The organism is Myroides sp. TSA_177.3 (assembly GCF_052691955.1).
In genome coordinates, this window is sequence record NZ_JBQZGD010000002.1 from 237,539 (window position 1) to 261,466 (window position 23,928).

21 protein-coding genes are annotated in these 23,928 nt (G+C 36.4%); 8 read left to right on the top strand and 13 right to left on the bottom strand.

Translation table 11 applies throughout. The features are described from left to right. Positions 1-22: 22 nt before the first annotated feature. Positions 23-694 carry a GTP cyclohydrolase I FolE gene (gene folE, locus ACUTSE_RS03125; protein WP_060873444.1) on the bottom strand — a complete coding sequence of 224 codons (672 nt, stop codon included), beginning with the start codon at positions 692-694 and terminating at the stop codon, positions 23-25. Positions 695-2,080: 1,386 nt separating this feature from the next. Between folE and ACUTSE_RS03130 the strand changes: the two genes are divergently transcribed. Beyond that, positions 2,081-2,473, top strand: coding sequence for a DUF4377 domain-containing protein (locus ACUTSE_RS03130; RefSeq protein ID WP_353102483.1), 393 nt, complete (start codon positions 2,081-2,083; stop codon positions 2,471-2,473). A gap of 54 nt (positions 2,474-2,527) precedes the next feature. Here ACUTSE_RS03130 and ACUTSE_RS03135 read toward each other — a convergent pair whose 3' ends face one another. The 8 genes from ACUTSE_RS03135 to ACUTSE_RS03170 all read right to left on the bottom strand — a co-directional run bounded on the left by ACUTSE_RS03135 (position 2,528) and on the right by ACUTSE_RS03170 (position 10,057). Next, positions 2,528-3,058 carry a GNAT family N-acetyltransferase gene (locus tag ACUTSE_RS03135; protein ID WP_445639206.1) on the bottom strand — a complete coding sequence of 177 codons (531 nt, stop codon included), beginning with the start codon at positions 3,056-3,058 and terminating at the stop codon, positions 2,528-2,530. A 97-nt stretch (positions 3,059-3,155) separates the two neighbouring features. Continuing rightward, on the bottom strand, positions 3,156-4,190 hold the full coding sequence (locus ACUTSE_RS03140) for an LLM class flavin-dependent oxidoreductase (protein WP_445639207.1): 1,035 nt from the start codon (positions 4,188-4,190) through the stop codon (positions 3,156-3,158). Between the two features lie 149 nt (positions 4,191-4,339). Beyond that, the gene (gene lgt / locus ACUTSE_RS03145; RefSeq protein ID WP_445639208.1) at positions 4,340-5,248 is read right to left on the bottom strand and encodes a prolipoprotein diacylglyceryl transferase; all 909 of its coding nucleotides are present in this window, start codon (positions 5,246-5,248) and stop codon (positions 4,340-4,342) included. An 857-nt stretch (positions 5,249-6,105) separates the two neighbouring features. After that, positions 6,106-7,170 (bottom strand): hypothetical protein, encoded by a 1,065-nt coding sequence (locus tag ACUTSE_RS03150; RefSeq protein WP_445639209.1) that lies wholly within the window; start codon positions 7,168-7,170, stop codon positions 6,106-6,108. A 126-nt stretch (positions 7,171-7,296) separates the two neighbouring features. Beyond that, complete coding sequence (locus tag ACUTSE_RS03155) at positions 7,297-7,581, bottom strand: GNAT family N-acetyltransferase (protein WP_002985558.1); 285 nt, start codon at positions 7,579-7,581, stop codon at positions 7,297-7,299. Between the two features lie 6 nt (positions 7,582-7,587). Continuing rightward, positions 7,588-7,989 carry an OsmC family protein gene (locus tag ACUTSE_RS03160; RefSeq protein WP_353102475.1) on the bottom strand — a complete coding sequence of 134 codons (402 nt, stop codon included), beginning with the start codon at positions 7,987-7,989 and terminating at the stop codon, positions 7,588-7,590. Positions 7,990-8,004: 15 nt separating this feature from the next. Next, positions 8,005-8,922 (bottom strand): pirin family protein, encoded by a 918-nt coding sequence (locus ACUTSE_RS03165; protein ID WP_002985563.1) that lies wholly within the window; start codon positions 8,920-8,922, stop codon positions 8,005-8,007. 172 nt (positions 8,923-9,094) lie between these two features. Next, the gene (locus tag ACUTSE_RS03170) at positions 9,095-10,057 is read right to left on the bottom strand and encodes a hypothetical protein (RefSeq protein WP_445639210.1); all 963 of its coding nucleotides are present in this window, start codon (positions 10,055-10,057) and stop codon (positions 9,095-9,097) included. A gap of 150 nt (positions 10,058-10,207) precedes the next feature. On the opposite strand from ACUTSE_RS03170, the gene recG reads away from it, so the two are divergent. Both recG and ACUTSE_RS03180 read left to right on the top strand, forming a co-directional pair. Continuing rightward, the gene (recG, locus tag ACUTSE_RS03175; protein ID WP_002985566.1) at positions 10,208-12,310 is read left to right on the top strand and encodes an ATP-dependent DNA helicase RecG; all 2,103 of its coding nucleotides are present in this window, start codon (positions 10,208-10,210) and stop codon (positions 12,308-12,310) included. 290 nt (positions 12,311-12,600) lie between these two features. Continuing rightward, positions 12,601-13,233 carry a hypothetical protein gene (locus tag ACUTSE_RS03180; protein ID WP_445639211.1) on the top strand — a complete coding sequence of 211 codons (633 nt, stop codon included), beginning with the start codon at positions 12,601-12,603 and terminating at the stop codon, positions 13,231-13,233. A gap of 180 nt (positions 13,234-13,413) precedes the next feature. Here ACUTSE_RS03180 and ACUTSE_RS03185 read toward each other — a convergent pair whose 3' ends face one another. Both ACUTSE_RS03185 and ACUTSE_RS03190 read right to left on the bottom strand, forming a co-directional pair. Beyond that, positions 13,414-13,830, bottom strand: coding sequence for an EamA family transporter (locus ACUTSE_RS03185; RefSeq protein ID WP_002985567.1), 417 nt, complete (start codon positions 13,828-13,830; stop codon positions 13,414-13,416). A 167-nt stretch (positions 13,831-13,997) separates the two neighbouring features. After that, positions 13,998-16,079 carry an LTA synthase family protein gene (locus tag ACUTSE_RS03190; protein ID WP_445639212.1) on the bottom strand — a complete coding sequence of 694 codons (2,082 nt, stop codon included), beginning with the start codon at positions 16,077-16,079 and terminating at the stop codon, positions 13,998-14,000. Positions 16,080-16,276: 197 nt separating this feature from the next. Between ACUTSE_RS03190 and ACUTSE_RS03195 the strand changes: the two genes are divergently transcribed. The 5 genes from ACUTSE_RS03195 (at position 16,277) to ACUTSE_RS03215 (ending at position 22,592) form a co-directional block, all read left to right on the top strand. Beyond that, positions 16,277-16,951, top strand: coding sequence for a response regulator transcription factor (locus tag ACUTSE_RS03195; RefSeq protein ID WP_115090701.1), 675 nt, complete (start codon positions 16,277-16,279; stop codon positions 16,949-16,951). Continuing rightward, entirely contained in the window at positions 16,948-18,243 is a 1,296-nt protein-coding gene (locus tag ACUTSE_RS03200; protein WP_445639213.1) for a sensor histidine kinase, read from the top strand. The genes ACUTSE_RS03195 and ACUTSE_RS03200 overlap by 4 nt, the downstream gene beginning before the upstream one ends. A gap of 91 nt (positions 18,244-18,334) precedes the next feature. Beyond that, entirely contained in the window at positions 18,335-18,814 is a 480-nt protein-coding gene (locus ACUTSE_RS03205; protein WP_445639214.1) for an ecotin, read from the top strand. 364 nt (positions 18,815-19,178) lie between these two features. Continuing rightward, on the top strand, positions 19,179-20,534 hold the full coding sequence (locus ACUTSE_RS03210) for a sensor histidine kinase (RefSeq protein ID WP_445639215.1): 1,356 nt from the start codon (positions 19,179-19,181) through the stop codon (positions 20,532-20,534). Positions 20,535-20,618: 84 nt separating this feature from the next. Then, positions 20,619-22,592: a sensor histidine kinase gene (locus ACUTSE_RS03215; RefSeq protein ID WP_445639216.1), complete on the top strand. Its 1,974-nt coding sequence runs from the start codon at positions 20,619-20,621 to the stop codon at positions 22,590-22,592. On the opposite strand, the gene ACUTSE_RS03220 is transcribed toward ACUTSE_RS03215, so the two are convergent. Continuing rightward, entirely contained in the window at positions 22,593-23,240 is a 648-nt protein-coding gene (locus tag ACUTSE_RS03220; RefSeq protein WP_445639217.1) for a metallophosphoesterase family protein, read from the bottom strand. A gap of 57 nt (positions 23,241-23,297) precedes the next feature. Next, positions 23,298-23,837: a 3'-5' exonuclease gene (locus ACUTSE_RS03225; protein ID WP_445639218.1), complete on the bottom strand. Its 540-nt coding sequence runs from the start codon at positions 23,835-23,837 to the stop codon at positions 23,298-23,300. Positions 23,838-23,928: the final 91 nt, after the last annotated feature.

Here is a 23,928-nt window from a genome sequence, read left to right on the forward strand (position 1 = left end):
GTTCTGATTTAATAAGGGAATACTAGAATGTAGTATCTAATTTAATATAATCTAAGAATTCTTTTCTTACGCTTTCTTCTTTAAAACGCCCACCGAATTCAGCAGTAACCGTACTACTTTCGATGTCTTTAATTCCACGAGAATTTACACATAAATGTTTTGCATCCATTACACAAGCAACATCTTCTGTATTCAATACGCGTTTTAATTCATTTACAATTTGAATCGTCAAACGCTCTTGTACTTGCGGTCTCTTTGCATAAAAATCAACAATACGGTTCATTTTAGATAAACCAACAACCGTACCATTTGAAATATACGCTACGTGCGCACGTCCAACGATTGGCAATAAGTGGTGCTCACAAGTAGAATAAACAACGATGTTTTTTTCTACCAGCATTTCGTTGTACTTGTATTTATTATCAAACGTAGAAGAACTTGGTTTTTTTGCTGGATTTAATCCACCAAAAATTTCCTTCACGAACATTTTTGCTACACGATTTGGCGTTCCTTTCAAACTGTCATCAGTTAGATCTAACCCCAGTGTATTTAAAATATTTTCAACGTCTTTTTTAATTAACTCTATCTTTTCTTCGTCTGTGCGATCAAACGCATCACTTCTTAATGGAGTCGCATCGCTAGAAGCAATGTGGTTATCTCCCATATCGTCATGAAATTTTTCGTCTAAACTCATTATCTAGATTTTAATACGGTTTTAGTTTTAAAATAAACGCAAATATAAGTAATAAAACTAACACTTTAGTAGGTAAAATACTTTAATTAACACGTCAGTCCACTCGTTAAATCCTTGAAAAAACAACGCATCTAGAGGTTTGTTATTTGTGAGGTTTGTGCTTTGCATTTTGTGAGGTGAATTTTTCTTTAATCGATAAAACCCACAACTTCACAAAAAAACAAAAAAGCAACCTACTAACAGATGCGATGCTTCCTGCGTCAGCATGACATACTGAACGAATTGACGGATTGGAATAACTGAACGGATTGACTAGACGGATTAACTGAACGGATTAACGGATTGGAATAATTGGATGCAGTAACAAATAGCGTATTCCCATTTAATCGATAAAACCCACAACTTCGCGAAAAAGCAAAAAAGCAACCTACTAACAGATGCGATGCTTCCTGCGTCAGCATGACATACTGAACGGATTGACTAGACGGATTAACGGATTGGAATAATTGGATGCAGTAACAAATAGCATATTCCCATTTAATCGATAAATCTTACGACTTCACAAAAAAACAAAAAAGCAACCTACTAACAGATGCGATGCTTCCTGCATCAGCATGACATACTGAACGAATTGACGGATTGGAATAACTGAACGGATTGACTAATTGGAATAACTGGATGCAGTAACAAATAGCGAATTTCCATTTAATCGATAAAACCCACAACATCACAAAAAAACAAAAAAGCAACCTACTAACAGATGCGATGCTTCCTGCGTCAGCATGACATACTGAACGGATTGACGGATTGGAATAACTGAATGGATTGACGGATTGGAATAACTGAACGCAGTAACAAATAGCGTATTCCCATTTAATCGATATAACCCACAACTCACAAAAAAACAAAAAAGCAACCTACTAACAGATGCGATGCTTCCTGCGTCAGCATGACATACTGAACGGATTGACTAGACGGATTAACTGAACGGATTAACGGATTGGAATAATTGGATGCAGTAACAAATAGCATATTCCCATTTAATCGATAAATCTTACGACTTCACAAAGCACAAACCTCACAAAGAGCAAACCTCACAAAGAGCAAACCTCACAAAGCACAAACCTCACAAAGCACAAACCTCACAAAGCGCAAACCTCACAAAGCACAAACCTCACAAAGCACAAACCTCACAAAGCACAAACCTCACAAAGAGCAAACCTCACAAAGAGCAAACCTCACAAAGCACAAACCTCACAAAGCACAAACCTCACCAATCTCACCCCCTCACCGATCTCACCACCCCCTAATTACCATACAATTAACTAAAAAAAGTAAATTTTCTTAAATATTATCCGTATTTTTACAGTAAAATTTTTAGTTACTATGAGAAAAACATTTTTAATTGCTAGTTTGGTAGGTATGTTTGCTTTTGTAAGCTGTCAAGAGAAAAAAGACCAAAAAGAAGAAGTAATCGTAGAAGAAACGATGAATCAAACAGAAACACCTGAAACAAAAGAAGTACAAAACATTGTAACGATGTATGTAGGACCTAAACAAGTAGATTGTACAGGAGTTGGACCTATGAAATGTTTACAAGTAAGAGAAACAGAAGATGGAGAATGGACGTTATTCTATTCATCAATCCAAGGTTTTGAATACGAAGAAGGGTATAACTACACGTTAGAAGTACGCAAAGAAGACGTACCAAACCCTCCTGCTGATGCACCTTCTATTCGCTATATCTTAGTGAAAGAAATTTCAAAAACGAAAGCATAATCAAACGATTTAATACAGAAAAAGAGCACTTTAGGTGCTCTTTTTTTATGGGTTCTAGTTATATTCTTTTACATACAGTTTGTGTTCCAAGAGTGGATGATCTATAGGAACCAACGGATGATTAAAATTTTTGACATACGTCATACCACTTTTGATCATCACCTGTTCTGAAGCCTTATTTGACACCGTAGTAAAAGCATATACGCGATTCAAGTTCAATTGCTTCTGCGCAAAATCCAGGCAAGCCTTAGCTCCTTCTGTCGCATAGCCTTTGTTCCAAAATTCAGGTAATAAACGCCAAAGCACTTCTACTGCTGGAGCGAAATCCGCCTCAAAAGTAAAAGTGTTCAACCCAATAAAACCGATAAATTGTTGCGTTGCCTTCTCCTCTACTGCAAATGCCCCAAATCCATCCGCTTCTATGTTGCGGTTAAATTTTTGTATCATTACCTCCGATTCCTCAGGTGTTTTCTTTTCAAGAAAATAGCGCATCACTTCTGGATCACTATTCAAGCGAATAAAAGCCGCTACATCCTCTTGTTTGTAGGGTCTGAGTATTAATCGTTCTGTTTCTATGTATATCATGGTGTCTTAGTTAAATAGCAAAAAGAGATTGGAATACTCCAATCTCTTCGAACCAAAAATCTATAAAAAACAAATTTAACTATTTCGTTGAATTTTCTTATTGTTGCAGTGCTTTTTTAACTGCTGGAGCTACTTTAGTTCCCAACAATTCGATGGATTTCATCATCGTTTTATGATCCGGTGCCCCTAAGTCCATGTGCATCAACCAACGGGTTAATCCAAACATCTCTTGGTGGTACAAAATTTTATCTGTCACTTGATTGGCATCACCAATAAACAAAGCCCCATCTCTACTTCTACCCCCTTCATATTGCTCAAACGTATACGGTTGCCATCCTCTTGATGCACCAATGCGGTCCATTTGTCCTTTGTATAAATCAAAGTATTCTTTAGACAATTGACTACCATCTACCCCAACTAAACCGTGGGAATGCGTCGCAATTTGCATCGCTTTAGGATCATGTCCTGCCGCCAAGTATTCTGCTTTATAATAATCAAAGAAAGGCTTGTACTGTTCTGGCATTCCTCCAATAATTGCAAATACCAAAGGCAAACCTAATTTAGCAGCACGCAATACCGATTCTGGCGTTCCACCAGCTGCAATCCAAACATCCAATGGCTTTTCTGCACGTGGAAATACTTGTTGAGCCTGTAGTGAAGCACGATGCTTCCCTGTCCAAGTCAAGGGTTCTTCCGTAGCATTGATATTCAATAAGAGATTTAATTTCTCTGTAAATAACTCATTATAGTCGTCTAAATTATAACCAAACAACGGAAATGATTCGATAAAGCTACCACGTCCAACCGTAATTTCAGCGCGTCCTTTCGACAATAAATCAATAGTTGAAAACGATTGATACACGCGAACCGGATCATTAGAACTCAAAACAGTTACTGCACTGGTTAGCTTGATTTTTTCCGTAACACTAGCTGCCGCAGCTAAAATAATATCGGGAGTTGAAACGGCATAATCCGGACGGTGGTGCTCCCCTATTCCAAACACATCAAGTCCCACTTGATCCATGAGTTTGATTTCTTCAATTAACTCGTTTAAACGTTGTTGTGGAGCTTGATAAGTATTCGTTTGTTTATTCAAACGCAAATCTCCAAACATACTGATTCCTATTTCCATAACTTCTTGTTTTTTAGTACACTATAAAATTACGACATCTAAACCAATAAAATGCTTAACCTACATTAAGTTCACTCCTATAAAAAAAACCTTCTACCGCAGTGGTTAGAAGGTTTGATTGTGTTATATTATTCGATTGTATCGCTTATTTAAATCTGTGTTTTATCCTGTGTTGCATCTGCTTCAGTATCTTCCGCTTTATCTTGTATCCCTTTTGGATCTACAATACGCAGATTCGACTCCTCTTTGGGTTTTCGCAAACTCCAAATAACCAAGCCCAATCCAACAATCATAAATGGAATACTCAAAATCTGCCCCATATTCAAAGCCATCTCATTCTCAAAAGCAACTTGATTTTCTTTGAAATACTCCAGAACAAAACGCGCTGTAAACATCAGAATCAAGAAAAGTCCAAAAAGCAATCCTTTGTACTCGCTGTATTTCTTTTGATATAAAACATACAAGAGAATCGTTACAGCTAAATAAGCGAAAGCTTCATATAATTGGGTTGGATGTCTCGAAATAGTATCATCACGTAAAAAGACAATTCCAAAGATAGAATCTGTCGGTTTACCGTAAATTTCGGAATTCATAAAATTCCCAAAGCGAATAAATGCACCAGTGATAGGAATTGCAATCACCAAGCGATCCAAGAGTTGTAATAAATTCGTTTTATATCTTTTACAAAATAACGCCAAACTCAATAATACACCAATAGCTCCTCCATGACTCGCTAAGCCCATAAAGCCGACAAAATGGTAACTGCCATCTACTTTGGCAATAGGTAAAATGATTTCTAAAGGATGTTGTGAATAATAGGCAAAATCATAGAACAAGCAATGCCCTAATCGAGCCCCTACTACCGTTCCTACAACAATATAGATCAAAAGTTTATCTAGATATTGAATTCCGATTTGCTCTCGTTTAAAAATTCGCTTCATGAATTGATAACTCAAAATCATACCAATAGCGAATAATACACCATAATAGCGAACAGCAAAATCCCCTATTCTAAAAATCTCTGGATCTACGTTCCACGTAGCTAAACTTATACTCATCTGTTTTCTTTTGTCTCTACTTTTTACTCAAGTTTCCAAAAGTAGAGGAATTGAAAAGAAAAACAGAAAACTTAACATTTTTTTGTGGGGGGTAGAGGGTTATGGGTGAAGAGTTATGGGTGAAGAGTTATGGGTTGTGGGTTAAGGGTTGTGGGTTAAGGGTTGTGGGTTAAGGGTTATAGGTTAGGAGTTTTGGATTAGGAGTTAAAGGTGATTTTTTTAATCGATAAATCTTACGACTTCACGAAAAAACAAAAAAGCGACCTACAACTTTACAACCTCATCCTCTCATCGCCTCATGAAGAGTTTTTTTGCTTTTTCGCAGCAATCTGCTTTAATCGATCAATCCTACAACCTCATCGCCTCACCAATCTCACCGCCTCACAAAGCGCAAGCCCCACAAAATACTGTAGAGCGACTAATTCATATAACAAGCGTTGAGTAACGGATGCGATGCTTCCTTCGTCAGCATGACATACTAAATGGGATACAGGGTGGAGAGTTGTTTTTTACAAGAGGCTTTTTTGCAGCAATCTGCTTTAATCAATAAATCTTACAACCTCATCGCCTCACCAATCTCACCGCCTCACAAAGCGCAAGCCCCACAAAATACTGTAGAGCGACTGATTCATATAACAAGCGTTGAGTAACGGATGCGATGCTTCCTTCGTCAGCATGACATACTAAATGGGATACAGGGTGGAGAGTTGTTTTTTTGCTTTTTCGCTTTTTTGCAATAAGCTACTTTAATCGATAAATCTAACAAAGAACAAACCTCACAAAGAGCAAACCTCACAAAGAACAAACCTCACAAAGAACAAACCTCACAAAGAACAAACCTCACAAAAAACCATCAACTAAACCCCATGTTGCAACACGAAAATCTTCTGGTATTTTTCTTTACGTGATTTACGAGGGTGGAATACAATTCCGATTTTAGTATCTGAGATTGGGCTGATCGAAGAAACAGCCAAATCATTCGTCTCTAGGTTTAACACCTCTTGAGACAGTAGGTTTTTATACCCGCTTTTATTTTTATTGTACACCAATTCCACTAAGCTATCGTTGCGTACAACTAACCAGCCATTCCCGTGTTCCGTTGTAAATTGGATGGCACTTGTTTCCGCATTAAGGTGTTGAGGATGCCAAGTACCGAAGAATTCATCTCCTAAATTATACAATTCAGCATAAAGGCAATTGCCTTCTTCATCAATTTCTACCAAGCCAATTTCTCCATTTTCCTCACATAATAAATATGATTTATGATCAAAAGACAGGCTTAAAGCTTCATGTACAAAAGGAAAATCAAAATCTAAAACACGACTGCGGATTTCTTGTCCGCTTTCGTTAATTTGACGGTGTAACCAGCCTGATTCCACTTCCGTAATCAGGTGTATTTCATTGTTTTGCACACATACCTTATTGCCTTTAGGCATAGGTACCGTAATCTGTTTACATCCTACAATTGCATGTTCATTAAAAGTCAAACAAGTCATAACGTCTTGTTTGCTTTCTTTCCAGATATCCACTTCATAGAAAATAGTAGATGCTTTTGTACAACCGACAAAACGCCCTGCTAAATCCTTATCAAAACAAAACTGTTCTACTGTATTGCGTTTAAAAATAGGCAGAATTTGTCGAGATTCACTTTCGTCCTTATCCCCTACTACAGCCACGTAATTTGCAGCTAATGGGTTTAAAAACAACGTAGGTAAAACCCCTTCTGATTCTACAATCTCTCTTTTATTTCCTTCCTCATCAATCAAGGTATACACCAATTCAAAAGCGGAAGGATCTTCTGCATCTGTTGATACATAGTTCGCTACTAATAACCCTTTTTTAGCCCAACAACTTCCCATAGCTTGAATAGCAAAAGGTACTTCTATTGTTGTGGTTAATCCAAATGATGTTTTTTCATTCATAAAGCAATATTATTAGCAGTTAAACGTAGGTGCAAAGGTAAAAAAACTTAGCAGACAAAGGAATGCCTGGCCTCCTTTTTTGTCCACTAAGTCTTTTCTTTCAATTATTACTACTTATTTTTCTGTTTATGCACGTAAATCTGCTAATTCTGCATGTCGGTCAAACATGGCTTTAGCAAAAGGACATAAAGGCATTACTTTCACTCCTTTTTCTCTTGCGAATGGCACAACCCCTTCTTGGAGCAGTTTTTGTCCAACCCCCTGACCTTTAAAGGCCTCATCTACGTGAGTCGCATCAACGATAATCATAGCAGTTCCTGCAACGCTATACGTCATCTCTCCGGCTTTTTTACCGTCAATCCAAGCGGTAAAAGCACCTTTACTTTCGTTTTGTTCGTGTTTTATTTCCATCACTTCTTAGTTATTTAGGGTTGTTGCAACTGTTACGTTCCCTGTTATAATTCGATGTACAGGACATCTTTCAGCAATTGCTAATAGTCTTTTTTCTTGTGCCTCATCCAAAGAAGCACCCGTAAATGTAATTTCACGTTTAAAATTAGCAACTTGATTGGGTTTATCATCCTCCATTTCTACCTGTACGATAATCTCGCCTACTTCCCATTTCTTCATGTTGATGTACATGCGCAATGTTGCCGCTGTACACGTAGCTAAAGAAGAGGCTAATAATTCAAATGGATTCAATCCTGTATCTCCACCACCCAAATCGGCTGGTTCGTCACTGATGATGCTGTTTTTTCCTGCTTTTACTTCTGTTTGATATAGGGTACTACCTAATGTGGCTATTACTTTTACTTCCATGTTTTTTTTACTGATTTAACTCGTTTTGTTTCTAAAATTCTTCATTCCTTCTGGGAAAGGGACATAACTCTTATCATCCCCTTCAATAAGAGGGAAAGCGTCGTAATTTTGGTCAATCCAATCTTGCTTTGCTTTTTCTAGGCGTTCTACATCATGCGAAACAAAGTTCCAAAGAATGTAGCGCTCTTCTGGTAAGGGATCTCCTCCAAAAATGTAAACGGTCGTATTCGGAGCCATCTCAAATTCACACAACGTACTATCATTGGCGATTAAGATATTTTTATTTCCATAGGTATGTTCCCCGCTTTTCACTTCTCCTTCGAGAATATACAGAGCTGCTTCTCCAAATAAACCCGCACCAATATTGATTGTTGCTGCGTCTTTGGATTTAATTTCGATATAGTATAACGGACTGTGCACAGGAACAGGAGATTCATGCCCTAAAGCTTTTCCTGCAATTAATTTATAATCCACTCCATTTTCTTGCCAACTTGGCAATTCACTAGCTTCGATATGTACGAATGAAGGTTCGATTTCTTCTAGCTCTTTAGGTAGAGCAATCCAGATTTGCAAACCGTGCAATACGGTATCTGGTTTTTCCTGGCGTATATTGACAGGCATGCGTTCTGAGTGAACCACCCCACGACCTGCAGTCATCCAATTGACAGCGCCAGGTGTAATTTCGACATGACTCCCCAAGCTATCTCTGTGCATGATGGAGCCTTCAAATAAATAGGTTAACGTGGATAAACCAATATGCGGATGAGGGTCAACATCTAAATTATCATGTTCTTTTACTGCTGCTGGACCCATGTGGTCAATAAAGGCAAAGGGACCTACGGTTCTCTTTTGACGGAAAGGCAGTAATCGTCCTACTAGAAAATTACCAATACTTGCCGCTCTTTCTTCAATAACTAAATCTACATTTGACATAATTTGCGTGGTTTTTTAAACGTTTATTTTTCTCTGAAGTAAAACTACATTCCTTTTTTTACCTCAGCACTTAACCTACGTTAAGTTTCCTTCTAAAATACGCCAAATAACCCAACTATGCCAATTAATCCTGTTAACTTCTTGTGAAGTATAGGAATTTAAAGATAACTTCCTATTTGCTGCGCAATCGCAATTTATAAGTAAGCTCTAAACTAAGTAAGTGATTGTTCACGTGACCTTTAGGTGCACTTACACGATATAAAGAGGGTTTATAACTCAATCCGATATGAAAATTTTTCAGCACTTCAACATTCGCTGCGGCTACTAATCCTACAGTATTATGGCTATTAATTTTGACGTAGTCGTCATCACCATGTCCTATTACTTCAGTATCTTCGCTGCGTTGGTTGCGTCCCCAAAAAACACCATAACCTACATTTAAACGGTTAATTTGATGAAAATTAGCTAGTTTAATAGTATAAGCATATAAAATAAAATCATTAAAAATAGGTAAAATCCTAATTGTGGTATTTAATCCAGCCCCTAAACTAAGATAACTTGTATTGCTGTAGTAATATGAAAATCCAATTTCGCCCAATCCAGAACCTATCCCTTCTTGTCTGTCATTCACGTCAGGAATATCTAAAGACATATAACTATACGGCGTAAATGTTCCATAAAAATAGATCTCACCTTTTTTCGTGTTTGGTTTATAGCCCATATATTTGTTTATGCGCTTTGGTATTTGCTCCTCTATGAGAGGCATTCCATCAGCCATCATCGGATCCAAATAAACAATACGCGGGTATTCAAATCGCCTGTGATTCGTTAAATCTACAGCATAATTGACTGGCGCAAATATAAGTCCGGTTAAATTTAAAGCAATAAATTTATTATCTAGTTGCGATTTGATTGAATAATTTAAATCGGTTGAATCGGTCATCATAACAACCTTCAAATCTTCTTTTGCACGAGGTAAATTAAGTTGAACAGGTAATTCGTAAATAGAATCCTTCACCTTTATAGTTTCCACATTTTTTTGAGAATAAAAATAAACGGATCGTAAATCTTTATTAAGAACTGTTGCACAAGAAGTTAACAGCAACACCATCAGCAACAAAGCAAAGTATTTCATTTCTTTTATTTTTTGTTAAATCTAACTAAATAAAAACATAAACAAAACAAAATTAATAGAATAAATTGCGACAGATTCTATCCAAAACTCCTTTATCTTTTCACTGAAAAACCCGTATCTTAGAGGTTTTTAATTTGACATTCATCCAAAATGTATAATAATTTACTTGACACCCCTATTGAATACTTGAAAGGCGTTGGACCTCAACGTGGTGATTTACTCAAAAAAGAGTTGGGTATTTTTAAATACAGTGATTTGCTGCACCTCTATCCCAATCGATATATTGATCGCACGCGTTATTACAAGGTGAATGAGCTTGCAACTACATTAGCAGAAGTGCAATTGGTGGGTAAAATTATTCACCTCAAAACGGTGGAACAAAAACGAGGCAAACGATTAGTCGCTACGTTTACGGATGGCACCGGCCAATTGGAACTTGTGTGGTTTCAAGGGTTCAAATGGATACAAGAAAATTTAAAGCTCAATACACCCTATGTTATTTTCGGTAAACTCAACCATTTTAACTATGTGTATTCGATGCCTCATCCTGAGATGGAAACCGTAGAAGAACACAAGAATAATATCGCCTCAAGTATGCAAGCGGTCTATCCTTCTACAGAGAAACTTGGCGCTAGAATATCCAATAAGGCCATGAATAAATTAATGCACCAATTGGTTCAAGAAACGCACCCACTCTTTCGCGATTCTTTACCAGAAGATTTTCGCACGAAGTTGGGATTAATGCCAATGAATCAAGCCATGGTGAATATTCACTTCCCTAAAAATCCAGATGAATTAAACAAAGCGCAATTTCGTTTGAAATTTGAAGAGTTATTTTACATTCAAATGCAATTGCTGATTAAAAATATTGCGCGTAAAGGCAAGATTCAAGGTTTTCCCTTTACGCAAGTAGGCGAGTATTTCAATACGTTTTACAACCATCACCTTCCCTTTCCACTGACCAATGCTCAAAAAAGGGTAATTAAAGAAATTCGCAATGACGTGGGAGCTCCCGCCCAAATGAACCGCCTATTACAAGGAGATGTAGGATCGGGAAAAACCATTGTGGCGTTTATCAGTACGCTGTTTGCTTTAGATAATGGGTTTCAAGCGTGTATTGTTGCACCTACTGAAATCTTAGCAACGCAGCACTTTATTGGTATTTCTGAATTAGCTGCTCCCTTGGGAATTCAGGTAAAATTACTCACGGGATCCACTAAAACAGCAGAAAGACGAGTAATTCATCACGATTTAGAAGAAGGTAGCCTACAGATATTGATTGGTACACATGCCCTATTTGAGGATAAAGTAATCTTTAAAAACTTAGGGTTAGCCATTATTGATGAACAGCATCGATTTGGAGTTGAACAACGCTCCAAACTGTGGAAGAAAAATACAATTCCACCGCATATTTTAGTAATGACGGCTACACCTATTCCGCGAACCTTAGCCATGAGTTTATATGGAGATTTGGATATTTCTGTGATTGATGAATTACCTCCAGGTCGTAAGCCGATTCAAACCATGCATTATTTTGAGGGAAAACGCTTGGCTGTTTGGCATTTTATCAAACAAGAAATAGCAAAAGGTCGACAAGTGTATATTGTCTATCCTCTAATTGAGGAAAGTGAAACCTTGGATTACAAAAACCTAATGGAAGGATATGAGGGAATTTCAAGAGATTTTCCCCTTCCACAATACAGCGTGAGTATTGTTCATGGGCAAATGACTCCCGCAGAAAAAGACAAAGAAATGGATCGTTTTGCTCGTGGTGAAACCAATATCATGGTTGCCACTACAGTGATTGAGGTGGGTGTAAATGTACCCAATGCTTCCGTTATGATTATTGAAAGTGCGGAACGCTTCGGTTTATCGCAATTACACCAGTTAAGAGGCCGTGTTGGTCGAGGTGCTGAACAGAGTTTCTGTATCCTTATGACAGGGGATAAATTGAGTAACGACAGTAAAATACGCATGGAAACCATGTGTCGCACCAACGATGGTTTTGAGATTTCGGAGGTAGACTTAAAACTCCGTGGTCCTGGAAATATTATGGGAACTCAACAAAGTGGTACCCTACCGCTAAAGATTGCAGATATTGTACAAGATCAAGAGATTTTACACTACGCAAGACATCAAGCTATTCAATTACTCAAAGAAGATCCAACCTTGGAACAACCCAATCACGCGAAAATCAAAGAGAAATTAAACCGCTTGAATCAAAGTACTAGCATCTGGAATTATATTTCTTGATGGAAAAGGGTGATGGGTTATGGATTAAGGTTATGAGTGAAATTTCAATTATTCGATGTACCTACTTTTAATACTTCATAGCACACCTTCATAACATGTGCCTTTTATAACAAATAGAGGAGGGAGAAATTTGCAGAACAATTTTTTAAAAACTCTAACAGCAAAGAAGTATAGCTATAAATTGTTAGGAATATCCGAAAATGTACTTGCAAAAGTATTTTTAGATTATAGCCAAACGCCGAGGACCGGAAGTAAGTATAATTGATTCAATATTTTTAAAAGATTAGTATATGAGAGAAGTGGTTCTACTATTGTGTTGTTTTTGTTTACTCAGTAGTTGTACTAGTAGAAAGGGAATTAAGGTGAAATTTGAAATAGAAGATTCTATTGCTTTACAATATGAGTTGGAGATTGAGAATGATAAGGTTATAGATACAATCTATAAACTGGATAATAAAATAAAATTATCTATAACACCTCGAAAACCTTCAGATATTATTAGTATAACCTTAGTAAGCTTTGAAGGAGAATATTACAGTTGTAGTGGTGGTTATAATCTTTCTGTTTATCCTATAGAAAGAGAGGAAGTAGATAGATTTGTACCCTATCACGGAAGAAATGTAATGATAAAAGACGATTATTGCTATTACTACTATGGTATTTTGCATTGTATTGAGAAGGAAGATAAAAATCAGATTAGGGATTATTTTAAAAAGAAAGGAAAGAGCAGAGATAATTTAATAGAGGGTATCACGCTTAAAGAATTTAAAAGAGATTTACCTCGTTATTACGAGAAATACTTGAATAATAAAGGTGATAGCATAAGTATAGATTTTCGTAAAGTAAGAAAATTTTTTAAATCGGGAGATTATATAGAACAGAAGTATATCATTGATTATAATCAATCTTTCTTTGAAAACTAATAAAATTTAAACGGTGTTTTTAAAGGAATTGTGGAAGTAGTCTTTATTGAGTGAAGTTGCTATTTGTAAAGTCGTAAAGTTGTTTTTTTATGAATCATCTCGTAAACGCACCTATTGTCATACAAGTCCACAAAAAAGCAACCTCCAAAAAACACTTCACACAAAAAGAAACACCCCTCTCTATTTTATTGCCAATACAATAGTTCCAGCGATAATTAAACCAGCACCAATTGCGGTTTTCAACGTAAGTGATTCATTTAGAAATAAAACGGCAAGAATAATAGACAAGGCTACGCTTAATTTATCAACAGGAGCTACTTGTGAAACATCACCAAGCTGTAGTGCCTTGAAGTAAAAAATCCAGGATAGACCAGTAGCTACACCTGAAATGGTTAAAAAGATTAAATTCTCTTTGGAAAGGCTACTAATTCCTTTAGCCTCTCCTTTAACTAAGACAATTCCCCAAATCATAAATAATACAATAATGGTTCGAATTCCCGTTGCCAGATTGGAATTAATATTAGCAACTCCTATTTTGGCAAATATTGCTGTTAGTGCAGCAAAAAAAGCAGATAATAAGGCGTAAACAAACCACATAGTCGAAGTATTTAATTAAATCTATTTTGTCGTAAAAGTAGACTATTTTGTACTAAAAATTGAGGCTATCTGTGATGAACCAAAAACATCACAAATAACCTCTTAAAAACCAAACTACAAAAATGTCAAACTCACCTCCAACTTCACGTCTTCAATCTTCACCTACCTCACCTTACTATACTCGATATTTGATAATTCGCTACTGCTCGTTGAACTAAATATTCATCCAATTGATTTTGTTTTTCCATGAGATAACCGCCCTCTTCATTCTCAGATACTTGAAACTGTTCTACTTTTCGATTAGGCGATAAAACGGTTAAAACATTGTTTTCCAAATACCCTAAATTCTGATATGTAGCAATAAAGGCTCTTTCTTCATATTGTTTCTTGTAGATATCTTGTCCATAAAAACGAGAATCATACGAAAAATGTAGCAAGCCAAGCAAAGTGGGCATTACGTCAATTTGAGAAACCAATCGCTTTTCTTCTTTCGGCTCAATGAATCCTGGCGCATAAATCATGGCTGGGATACGATAGCGCTCTAGGGGTAAACTTGCTTTTCCAGCACTAGATGCACAGTGATCTGCAATTACAACAAAAACAGTGTCTTTAAACCACGGTTTCGTTTTTGCCTCTTCGATAAACTTTCCAATCGCATAATCCGTATATTTGACTCCTCCATCACGGGATTGTTCCTCTCCATCAATAGTAATTTTACCCGTTGGATATGTATAAGGTCTATGATTACTTACCGTCATAATATGGCTGAAAAAAGGCTGCCCTTTCTCACTATTGGCATCAAACGTTTTCAACGCCTTATCAAACATATCCTCATCGCAAACACCCCAAATATTGCTAAACGTAATTTCATTGGGTTTTAAATCGCTTTTATCAATAATCTCATAGTGATTCCCTCCAAAAAAGGTTTTCATATTATCAAAATAACTATCACCTCCATATAAATACTGTACTTGATACCCTTGATTTTTTAATACTTTCCCTAGCGAATACAAATCAGCATTATCTTCTTGTTTCACCAAACTCTCACCCGCACTAGGTGGGCGAGATAAGGTCACAGCCTCTAACCCTCTAACGGTGCGATTTCCCACTGCAAATAAATTGTCAAAGACTAAACTTTCTTTGGCTAATTGATCCAAATGCGGTGTGATTTGATCTGTATTTCCATAGCGTTCCATAAAGGAAGCACTTAAACTCTCCACCGTAATTAAAACAATATTTTTTTTACGCGCAGGTAAAGAATCCACGATGGTTTGTATATTTTCAACGCCTTTACTATTGTACATGGTATTGACAATAGCTTGTGCTTGTTTTTCATCTAATTTTTCGTAAAAATGGTTGTAATCCAAACGACTACTTCTAAATGCTTGATAAAACTTATACCCGCCATTGGCTTGTAATTCGTTGTAATAAACATTATCTGTGGCTTGGAATTTCGTGGTATAGTTCAGAATTCCGACACAACCTAAACTCAAGATACAATATCCCAGTACAACACTCACCTTCTGTTTCGCTTCCATTGGTTGTTCAAATGCGGGACGAGCTCCTCTTATAATCCAATAGGTCAATACACCTGCTATGGCTGCAACGCCAATCAGAATCGTTTTTATGGGATATGATTCCGCAATATTTCCGACAACCTCATTGGTATAAATCAAGTAATCAACCGCAATAAAATTATAACGCACCCCAAATTCATCCCAAAACAAATACTCTCCTAACCCTACAAATTGAACAAAAACAACCGCATAAATAAATATAATACCACAATAAATGCCATAGCTCCAAGCGCTTCGAATTTTAGGTATAAATAAACGCAAACCAAAACTCAGCGTTTTATACAAGAAAAAACCTTGAGCAATTGTTGGTACTACACTGCCATACTCATGAAATATAGTTGTAAAGAATAACACGTAAACAAGTAACAACGCATAGCATCCAAAAATGAGATAGCCCCAAGGTTTTTTATATTTAAAATGGGAAACTCCCACGAATTGTATTCCGAGAAACAAGCAGACTAGTAACGTCAAACTAACATCATTGATGATGCCTAGCACACTCAATTTAAAGAGAGAGAGTAAAGTCAAATCTTCCCTTACTTGAAAAGCTAAAACCATTCGAAGTAAGAAACCAATCACGACTGCAAGCCCAATTAAGCGCTTAACCGTGCGTCCAAGTAAGTCAAAACAAGAAGTTGCGGATGTGTTGCTCCAGCGATTTACATGCATCATACGACAAGTAATTTTAAATTTAGTTGTACATTTAATTCATTCTATTCGTTAGAATTTATATACAAAAGGAAGAACTCATTTTGTAGAAAATTTGAATTTTAGAAAAATTTCACTTTTTTAATCCAAAAGCAGAACAAAAACTGAAATTCAAAATTTCTATAAATTTGCCTACTATCTTTGTTTCAAATTCATTCCTTATGAAGCTATTACTTGTTGAAGATGAACGCGAACTATCCCACAACATAGTTCAATTTTTAGAGGCTAATTATGTATGTGAACAAGCTTTTACGTTCCGTGAAGCCATGGATAAATTGAAATTATATACCTATGATTGCATTTTGTTGGATTTGGGGCTACCTGGAGGTGATGGTCTTTTACTACTAGAAGAAATTAAGAAACTAAACATCGACAGTTCTATTTTGATTATTTCTGCTCGCAATGCCCTAGAAGATAAAATTCAAGGTCTTGAATTAGGAGCCGATGATTATTTAGCGAAACCCTTTGCTCTACCTGAGTTAAGCATCCGCATTCACGCTCAATTAAGACGTCGATTAGCTACTGCCACCAATGATTTAATCTCCGGTAATGTGACTATTAACTTATTGAGTAAACAAGTAACTGTAAATAATAGCCCCGTTTTGTTGACCAAATCGGAATATGCTTTACTTTTATTTCTTATTGGTAATAAGAAACGAGTAGTTTCAAAAAATGCGATTGCAGAACATCTCTCTGGAGATATGGCCGATATGCTAGACAATCAAAACTTTGTTTATGCTCATATCAAAAATGTCAAAGCAAAATTACAGGATCATCAATGTGACTGTACAATAAAAACCATATACGGAATTGGTTATCAATGGATCGAAGAATGAAGAGTTTATTAAGTACATATCAGCGTTATTTTATCCTTTACACGAGTCTTTTGTTGATGGGTTGTGCTCCTTTATTTTATTGGGTCATGGAGTTTTGTTATGCGGAAGATTTAGATGAATTAATCGAATATCGCACCCATGATTTTACGCATAATCAACTGCCTGAGCTTACGAAGCAAGACATCACCATGTGGAATAAATACAATTACGATTTGCAAATTATCCCCCATGATACCGCTATCCTTGTTAATGAACCTCAATTGATTTCCTTTTTCAACCCAGCAGAAGGATATGAAGTAGGATATCGAACCCTATACACGCCTATTACCATTGAAAATCAACCCTATCTCCTACTCTCGAGAATTGCCATGGTGGAACCCATTGACTTATTCCATACCCTACTGTATGAATATGGGTTAATCGTGTTGATTTTCTTTTTATCCATTGTCTTGATTCAAAAATTATTAGCCAAAAAACTGTGGTCTCCTTTTTATCAAACGTTGAATCAAATTGAACATTACAACTTGGAAAAAGGCAATGTGCCTGTTTTCAAACCTACTAAGACACTAGAATTTAATCGATTAAATAACAACCTACAACATCTAATTGAAAACAACTTGGCTGTTTTCAAACAGCAAAGAGTATTTATAGACAATGCTTCCCATGAGTTACAAACGCCTTTGGCCGTTTTTCGCTCTCAATTGGATTTACTTTTACAGGATACAGATCTCACGCAAAAACAAATGCACTTGTTGCAATCGCTTTATAACGTTTCCTCTCGATTCAATCGATTAAACAAAAATCTTTTGCTGCTCGCTAAAATTGAAAACAATCAATTTCAACAGTTCCAACACATCAACCTCGCGGAGTTACTCGCTACGCAATGGAGTTTTTTCGAAGAATTAGCGGCTGAAAAAGAGATTCAAATTACCCAAACACTAGATGCAACCATCAATGTAGAAGGCATCTACTTCTTGCTTGAATCGCTATTTAGTAACTTATTATCCAATGCAATTAAATACTGTCCTGCTGGAGGAAGTATTCACCTCAACTTGAATGATACAGGTGTTCAACTTTATAATACCGGAGAGGCTGCCTTGGATCCTGAACGTATTTTTCTGCGTTTTAATCGAGCAACAGAAGAGAAAAATGGAACAGGATTAGGTTTAGCCATTGTAAGTGAAATTGTCAAATTACACCAATGGACCATTCAATATTCCTATACCGCTAATCGCCATTGTTTTACTATTCTATTTGCGAAGTCTCACGTTGAATCTCTACACAAACAGTAAATGTAAAACGATAATCTTTTATTAAAAATTCACATGTGGGCATATAATTCACTACTTTTATCATATTAATTCTTAATAACAAAAGTTTAGTATGAAAAAAGTAATCGGATTTTTAATTGTTTTTTTAAGTTTAACTACAGCAAGTATGGCGCAAAAAGTAGATGTATCTGTTTTTCCAAAGCCAGAAAAAGGGTACAAACAAATGGTAATTGAAGTACCTCATTCTGCTCAAGATGGCAATAAAAAGATTGAATTTCGAGTAGGAAAAATGATGGAAGTAGATGGTTGCAACAACTACGGCTTAATGGGAACTTTAGAGAAAAAAGACTTACAAGGTTGGGGGTATGACTACTATGTATTCCAAAGCAATGGGGATGCATTCTCTACTCAAATGGGGTGTCCTGATGCTCCAAAAAGAAATTTATTTGTATCAGGTCAACCAGAGACAACACGTTACAATGGAAGAATGCCTATCGTAATTTACGTACCAGAAGGATTTGACGTAAAATTTAAAATCTTTACAGCAGATCAAGACGAATACGAAGCACAAGAAATTCGCATAAAAAAATAAGACAACACCCTGATGTGGTCCTTTATAAACGGAGTAAAAGCTATCTTTTACTCCGTTTTTTTATACCTATTCCACTCTGATATAACTATTTATCCGCTTTTATTAGTTCCTACTGGAGCATTAAAAATAAATCATACATTTGCGCTGTCCAATGAATTAACGTAAACCCTATTGAATGCAGTTGTGATTTAAGGATAAATGCTTACTTTAGGGGTCATTCATTCCTTAGCTAGTTGAAAGTTGCTACTGTAGTCCAACTAGAAAGAGACAGGCTATGCGTTTGAGATAGAAACGAATACTAAAGAAGAACAATTCACCCTCCAATTAGGAAGATGAACTGGAACTAACAGACAAAGACTTTGTAATGAAAATTCGCACTCGACTATCCCTCCAATTCTTAGGTCTATTCACCATATTACTTTCTATTGTACTAGTCGCTATTTATTTTGTGGTAGCGAATCATTGGCAGAAAAACTTTTTCAAACAACTGGAGGACCGAGCGTATATTGTTGGACACAACTATTTAGCAGAAGACAATTTTACGTATGCAGAATTTCAAGAAGTATTGCGCAAATTTCCACGCACACTCCCCCAAGAACAAATTCGAATTTATACCCTTGATTTTAATCCTATTTTCATTGCAGAAAATGAATTGAAATGGGATAAGGATGTATTACAAGCAGTTGTGGATGACAATAAGGTGTGGTTCAAACAGGGAGACGAATACGTTTTCGGTGTATTGTACAAAGATAATTCTGGTGATTATATCGTGATGGCTAAGGCTGTTGACCAAACGGGATTAGATGCCCTAAAACAGTTGCGTTCTATCATGTTAATCAGCTTGTTGATTGCCTTGTTAATTACTTTTATTCTATCTCGCTTCTTTGCAGAGTCGTTTCTACAACCCATCAAGAAAATCATTCATCACGTACAATCGAGAAATGTAGATACTTTGGCGGAGCCGATTTCGACTACGGAAATGTCCAGGGATGAAATCCGCACCTTGAGTGAGGCAATTAATACCTTATTTGAGCGATTACACGAATCCTTTGAAAGTCAAAAAGCCTTTGTTGCCCATGCGTCACACGAATTAAAAACGCCGATTGCCGCTGTATTGGGAACCGCAGAAATTACCTTAACCCAAGAGCGAGATCCGCAAGCCTATCAGCAAGCTTTACAATCCATCATTCAGGATACCATTTACACGGATCAAATCATCAATAACTTGCTCACATTAGCTAAACTAGATCAAGTAAATTACGATGTATCCCCTATTGATTTCGAGTCTTTTTGGTGGCAGACGATTGACAACCTCATGCTTCATCACAAGGATTTAAAACTAAATTTCATTCTAAAAACAAAAGAAGAGTTACATAAATTACACCTTCAAGGCAACCAACAACTGTTAGGTCTTGCCCTATCCAATATTATATTAAATGCAGATAAATTCTCCTTTAATCAAACCATAGACCTTCTTTTAGATAGTTCAGAGACGTCGATTATCATCCAAATTAAAGATAGTGGCATCGGAATTAAAGCGGAGGATTTGGAAAAATTAACGCTGCCTTTCTATCGTTCATCGAATGCATTTCCTATTCAAGGAACGGGATTAGGCCTATCATTAGCTTTTAAAATTATAACGATACATCAAGGACATTTAACAATTGAATCTGAACTTGAACACTATACTTTAGTTACCATTCGACTACCTAAAGCATAGCTTGCAATACATAAACAACAACATTCTTATTTTTTCATGATTTACAAAAAGATATTAGCCCCCTCCTTTTACATCTTGTTTATTGTGTCACTTCTTTGCAGCAGTTGTCAGCCCAAGCAATCCAAACACGAAACGGATTTAGACAACCTCTTTGCTTATAAGCGAACATCGGCTCAAAAAGACAGCATTTCACAAAAATATGAAGCTGAAGTTACTACGTTCCTTCAATCCGAGGATCAGCCTCGTGAACAATTGGATCATTTAATTAATCAATTGCGTTGGAGCAGCAATCAAGAAGCCTTTTTCACTTTGATTACTATGGCTGAAAAACAGGCGAAAAAACAAAAAGATTATACCCGTTTAGCTGATATCTATGAAGATATTGCTGTTTTCTATCACGACAATCAACAATTGGATAGCGTATATGCATACTACTTAAAAGCAGAAAGATTTTATGGCAAAAGTGCGGATAGTTTAGCCTTAGCTGAAAACATTTACTATCAAGCGCGATTATTATACGAGGTGGGTTTTCACAAGGAATCTGAAAACAAGCTATATCAGGCATTAAAACTATTGGAAAAAACGCCTGACCATCCCATTCACATCGAATCCAATCAATTAAAAACCTTCTATGTAACAGATCTTTTTCAACATCCTGAGGCTTTGCAAACGCTTTTGGATACCTATGAAATATTGAAAAAAGACGAAGGAAAATACAAAACGCTGCCCGAAGAGAAATACAATCTGGCAATGTCTAATTTATTAGGTAATATAGCCGTCTATTATGAAGAGTTAAATGATTTGAAACAAGCTGAATTTTTTGTTTTAAAAGCCCTTGAATACTTTGAGAAGAGCAATGCCCCAAAACAATTATATGCCCATCTAAAAACGACGTATTACCTCTCCCTCTATAATCAGGGGAAAGACGACAATATTATTGAGCATTTGACTGAATCTTATGAAATTTATACCAAACTCAATCACCCCTTTTATGCCATTGATATCTGTCATGAAATTGCAAATATATATAACGATTTCGATCAACCCGAACAAGCATTGTTTTGGCTACAAAAAGCCTATAATTTAGCGGATGAGAATAAGTTTTACAAGCAAAAGAAATTTGCTGTACAAGAACTCCTGCTCTTTCATGCTGATCAACAATCGACCGAGTTAATTAAAGAATTAGTTGACTTAACACAACTCTTAGAAAACACACAGGTTGAAACCAAAAGTAAATTTGCTAAAATTGAATACAACTCTTTTCTTTTGGAACAAGAAAACGAGACGTTGAAGCAAAAAATATACCTCTTATATGTAAGTGCTTTTGCTGTGATTGGCAGTTTGCTTTTCTTCCTTATTTGGTTTCGACTAAAATCAAAGAATAGAGAATTAGAGCACACCAATAGTCAAAAATCTAAAAACGAACAAATCTTAAACTTACTGATTGAGAATAACTCTATCGAACATGTAACGACACTAAAAGAACGCAATCGCATTGCCAAAGATCTCCATGATGGGGTCATCAACAGCATATTTACCTTGCGTTTTAATACGCAATTGCTCGAAATTCCCAACAAGAGTTTAAAAGAAATGCTAGTGAATGAATTGGTATATTTGGAAAATAAAATCCGCGATATTTCTCATTCTTTTTCACAGGCTAATATTTTTAAAAATAAATCGTTTGAAAACTTATTAATAGAATTGGTTCACAAGCAATCGAATAAATACAAAACGGATTTCTCTATTGTAGTTGAGGATAATGTAAGCCTGAATCAGTTATCGACGTTACAAAAGGTAAACATCTATCAAATTATTCAAGAAGCACTTCAAAATGTCAATAAACACGCCCAAGCGAGTACCTGCAAATTGAAGATATACACGAATGATACCCATCTTATTTTTGAAGTAAAGGATAATCGTTCTGGGATGAAAAAAACAACCCATCGCGGGATTGGTTTAAATAATATGGCGGAACGAGCGACCCTTATTCAAGCGGAATTAAAGATTCAATCCAACCTGCAGCAAGGAATGGCAATCGTCTTGTTTTTAAACTGCTAATTAGCGAATATCGCGTTGATCTGTAGGAATGGTCAAACATTCTCTTACTGTGGCATCAGCAGCAATTCTAAGTCCTGTTAACCCATACCCATAATACGCTCCAGTATCAATATTCCACGAATCAGAATCAGGCGTATATTGCGCTTGATTCGATTTCAAAGGAGTGTGTCCGTGTATTTGCAATTTTCCTATCGCTTTCAAGGGTTTTCTATTCCAGAGTACACTGTCATCTCCTTCTTCTAAAAAAGGATCTTCCGTTTCAGCAATACCTGCATGTGTCACTATAAAATGAGGGGTTTCATAACACAACGGGCGCTGTACAAGCCAAGGTAAAATAACCTCATTTTGAATCCCCTTTTGTGCAAAATGAGCTAAAGTTTCCTCTCCGCCTTGACGAGTCCAATTTTCATTGCTTCCCTCTATAATATATTGAATGAGCTCCGCTTCGTGATTGCCTTTGAGAACAATACAGTTGTCATAGGTGCTGGTTAATTCCATCGCTTTTAAAACAACCTCAGCGCTATACTTTCCGCGATCGATTAAATCACCGACTAAAATCAACGTTTCTTCTTCTTTCTTCCAATGAGTTAAGAGCTGATTCAACGTATAATAGCACCCGTGAATATCACCTATAATGAAGTAATTCATCTTTTTAATCTAGTTAATTTTTACCTTTTTCAATTCGTAGTTTACTTCAAGCATCAACTAGAAAACGTGTAATGCAATATGCGCACAAGCTTCTGCATCTGCTAGTGCATGGTGGTGATTATCTAGTGTAAAGCCCAAATATTCTGATACGGTATTGAGCTTGTGATTGGGCAAGGTAGGAAATACTTGCTTCGATTTTCGAAACGTACAATAGAATGGATTTTGGTGAATGGGTAGATTATAACTCGCTAATACCGCTTTCAAACAACTCTGATCAAATGCACTATTATGCGCCACCAAAGGCAAATCTTTGATACGCATGCGTAAATAATCCCATATTTCAGGAAATTCCTCCGCTCGGGCGGTATCTCTTTCCGTTAATCCGTGCACTTTGGTATTCCAATAGCTATAAAAGTTAGGGATAGGTTTGATTAACTCGTAATACTTATCGACAATTTGTCTATTCTCAACAAAGACTAACCCAACACTACATACACTACTTCTATGTTGATTGGCGGTTTCAAAATCTAAAGCAACAAAAGAATTCATTTTCACTTCACTTGGTTTCCCCACAAAGGTAGGATTTTTGTACGGCATCCTTTATTTTTTATGGGATTTTTACGGCTTGTCCTTTTGTATCCTTTCATTTTCCTTGCTGTTTATCCACAAAAAAAGCCTTCTATTCTGA

Excerpts from the sequence above, each read along its gene's own strand:
- folE (WP_060873444.1), bottom strand. The coding sequence starts at position 694 with ATGAGTTTAGACGAAAAATTTCATGACGATATGGGAGATAACCACATT.
- ACUTSE_RS03130 (WP_353102483.1), top strand. The coding sequence starts at position 2,081 with ATGAGAAAAACATTTTTAATTGCTAGTTTGGTAGGTATGTTTGCTTTT.
- ACUTSE_RS03135 (WP_445639206.1), bottom strand. The coding sequence starts at position 3,058 with ATGATATACATAGAAACAGAACGATTAATACTCAGACCCTACAAACAA.
- ACUTSE_RS03140 (WP_445639207.1), bottom strand. The coding sequence starts at position 4,190 with ATGGAAATAGGAATCAGTATGTTTGGAGATTTGCGTTTGAATAAACAA.
- lgt (WP_445639208.1), bottom strand. The coding sequence starts at position 5,248 with ATGAGTATAAGTTTAGCTACGTGGAACGTAGATCCAGAGATTTTTAGA.
- ACUTSE_RS03150 (WP_445639209.1), bottom strand. The coding sequence starts at position 7,170 with ATGAATGAAAAAACATCATTTGGATTAACCACAACAATAGAAGTACCT.
- ACUTSE_RS03155 (WP_002985558.1), bottom strand. The coding sequence starts at position 7,581 with ATGGAAATAAAACACGAACAAAACGAAAGTAAAGGTGCTTTTACCGCT.
- ACUTSE_RS03160 (WP_353102475.1), bottom strand. The coding sequence starts at position 7,989 with ATGGAAGTAAAAGTAATAGCCACATTAGGTAGTACCCTATATCAAACA.
- ACUTSE_RS03165 (WP_002985563.1), bottom strand. The coding sequence starts at position 8,922 with ATGTCAAATGTAGATTTAGTTATTGAAGAAAGAGCGGCAAGTATTGGT.
- ACUTSE_RS03170 (WP_445639210.1), bottom strand. The coding sequence starts at position 10,057 with ATGAAATACTTTGCTTTGTTGCTGATGGTGTTGCTGTTAACTTCTTGT.
- recG (WP_002985566.1), top strand. The coding sequence starts at position 10,208 with ATGTATAATAATTTACTTGACACCCCTATTGAATACTTGAAAGGCGTT.
- ACUTSE_RS03180 (WP_445639211.1), top strand. The coding sequence starts at position 12,601 with ATGAGAGAAGTGGTTCTACTATTGTGTTGTTTTTGTTTACTCAGTAGT.
- ACUTSE_RS03185 (WP_002985567.1), bottom strand. The coding sequence starts at position 13,830 with ATGTGGTTTGTTTACGCCTTATTATCTGCTTTTTTTGCTGCACTAACA.
- ACUTSE_RS03190 (WP_445639212.1), bottom strand. The coding sequence starts at position 16,079 with ATGATGCATGTAAATCGCTGGAGCAACACATCCGCAACTTCTTGTTTT.
- ACUTSE_RS03195 (WP_115090701.1), top strand. The coding sequence starts at position 16,277 with ATGAAGCTATTACTTGTTGAAGATGAACGCGAACTATCCCACAACATA.
- ACUTSE_RS03200 (WP_445639213.1), top strand. The coding sequence starts at position 16,948 with ATGAAGAGTTTATTAAGTACATATCAGCGTTATTTTATCCTTTACACG.
- ACUTSE_RS03205 (WP_445639214.1), top strand. The coding sequence starts at position 18,335 with ATGAAAAAAGTAATCGGATTTTTAATTGTTTTTTTAAGTTTAACTACA.
- ACUTSE_RS03210 (WP_445639215.1), top strand. The coding sequence starts at position 19,179 with ATGAAAATTCGCACTCGACTATCCCTCCAATTCTTAGGTCTATTCACC.
- ACUTSE_RS03220 (WP_445639217.1), bottom strand. The coding sequence starts at position 23,240 with ATGAATTACTTCATTATAGGTGATATTCACGGGTGCTATTATACGTTG.
- ACUTSE_RS03225 (WP_445639218.1), bottom strand. The coding sequence starts at position 23,837 with ATGCCGTACAAAAATCCTACCTTTGTGGGGAAACCAAGTGAAGTGAAA.